Source organism: Candidatus Obscuribacterales bacterium, assembly GCA_036703605.1.
Classification (GTDB): Bacteria; Cyanobacteriota; Cyanobacteriia; order RECH01; family RECH01; genus RECH01.
The window spans coordinates 1-2302 of sequence record DATNRH010001141.1; the positions used below are offsets into that span (position 1 = coordinate 1).

Annotated in this window: 2 protein-coding genes; both read right to left on the reverse strand. The window is 51.2% G+C overall.

The genetic code is table 11. The features are described from left to right. Positions 1-519: response regulator (locus tag V6D20_23570; protein HEY9818759.1), on the reverse strand; the 519-nt coding region annotated here is incomplete at its 3' end. Beyond that, positions 512-2302 (reverse strand): ATP-binding protein (locus V6D20_23575; GenBank protein HEY9818760.1); only part of this gene is annotated, 1791 nt, incomplete at its 5' end. The genes V6D20_23570 and V6D20_23575, both read right to left, overlap by 8 nt.

Here is a 2302-nt window from a genome sequence, read left to right on the forward strand (position 1 = left end):
TAGGGAACTATTCAACACACTTGCCAGCAGCGCCCGAGATTGATAGAGAATTTCCTCCGTTTGCTGCCGCGTTTCAATTTCCTGCTGCAGGCGAGTGTTTTGTTCACAGAGCTGCTGCCGCTGCCGCTGAATGGTGAGATGATTTTCCAGTCGGGCTAGCACCTCTTCCACCTGAAACGGTTTACTGACATAGTCCGATCCGCCCACCTGGAAAGCACGCACCTTATCGAGGCTGTCATCAAGGGCGCTGAGGAAAATCACAGGAATGTGACTTGTTTTAGGGTCGGCTTTGAGCGACGTACAAACCTCATACCCATTCAGATTAGGCATGTTAATGTCGAGCAAGATTAAGTCTGGCAGGCGAATATCAATGGCATTGAGAGCCATTTCGCCATTGGTTGCCTTGCGAACTTTATAACCCTGTTCAATGAGCAAGGTTGACAGAAGACGAATGTTATCCGGTTGGTCGTCTACCACAAGGATGTCAGCTTTGGCGGAGGGATGAGGAGCGCTAGTCATGCTGCAAGCTGGCCAATTGAGTAATGTGATCGAAGTGGAAGTTGTTGGTCAGATCAGTGAGTCTGGTAATCAGGGAGGCATGGCAGGATGGAATATCCTGAATGAGACCATGCAGATATTCATCATCACCGCTGCGGGCGGCGGTGTATAGCTCCTGAACCCAGGTAGGGGGCATCACCAATAGGTCTTCAGGAGTGAGATCGAGGGGCTCCAAGAGGGCTGGGGGGGCAATCGCCTGCTCTTCGTAAACGTAGCGCAGACCCAGGTAGTCTGCCATTTTGCTGAATAAATCAGCTTCCCGAAACGGCTTACGAACAAAGTCGTTGCAACCTGCGGATAGTACTACAAGTTTTTCCTCCTCTAGGGCGCTGGCCGTTAGGGCCAGAATCACCGTTGCTTGTCCTTTAAGGGATGCGCGGATTTGCTTGGTGGCCTCATAGCCATCCATCACCGGCATACGCATATCCATCCAAATGAGATGGGGATCCCATTCTTCCCAAATGGCGATCGCTGCCTGGCCATGTTCCGCCTCGCGTACCAGCAGACCGATAGGGGTGAGCAGCTTCATCAACAGTTGACGATTTTCCCACTTATCATCCACAACCAGAATACGGTATTGGGGCAAACCCGGCATCAGGCCAATCACCCGGCGATCGGATAGCTGGGGCTGCACGTCGGTTGCACTCACGGGCGTGGCTTGAATATAAAACTGAAACTGAGATCCTTGCTGGGGAGTACTGCAAACCGTGATTTCCCCGCCCATGAGCTGAATAAATTTTCGGCTAATGGGCAGACCTAGGCCAGTGCCCTGGTTGGACTGCCGCCCACTTTCGGTTTGGGCAAAGGCTTCAAACAAGGAATCGAGTTCATGGTCGGCAATGCCGACTCCCGTATCCATCACCTCAAACTGAATCATCCAAGGGGTTGGTGGTGAAGTGAGCTTGGGCTTTGATCGCACCCAGGCACGCAGGGTCACGTAGCCTGTCTCGGTAAATTTAATGGCATTGCTCAGCAGGTTAAGCAACACTTGGCGGAGCTTGCGCTGGTCGGTGTTGACATAGCGTGGTACATCTGGGGCGATCGCCACATTGAGATCCAACCCTTTACTCTCTGCTCGCAGTTGCATCATCGTATGCAAAGCTTCTAATAAGCTATGGAGGTCAACATTGTCGGAGGACAACACCGTCTTGCCCGCCTCAATTTTGGACATTTCTAACACATCATTGATCAAATCTAGGAGATGTTCACCCGCCCGATGAATGATTTCCAGGTTTTCTCGATGCTCGTTCGAAATGTTGCCATCCCGCAGCATAATCTGAGTGAAGCCAATCACGGCATTGAGAGGCGTTCGTAGCTCATGGCTCATATTGGCTAAAAACTCACTCTTGGCCTTGTTGGCCGCATCCGCCGATTCCTTAGCCGCCTGCAGGGCTAGTTCAGCTCGCTTGCGATCGCTGATATCCCGCACCAAACCTTCATAATAGAGAATGTCTCCGTTCGCATCCCGCACCACCCTTGCCGTTTCCGAAATCCACACATGGCTACCATCTCGGCGACGGATCTCAGACTCAAAATTGGTAATCAGATCTTCTTGGTGGAGAATAGCCAAGAACTCCGCCCGCCGATTGGGATGACTATACAAATCCACAGCATTGAACTGCGATTGCAAAAACTCTTCGGTCGTAGCATAGCCATAAAGCTTTACCAAAGCTAAGTTTGCGGCTAAATATCGCCCATCGGTCGTTGTTTGGAAAATGCCGTCAATGGCGTTTTCAAAAATGCT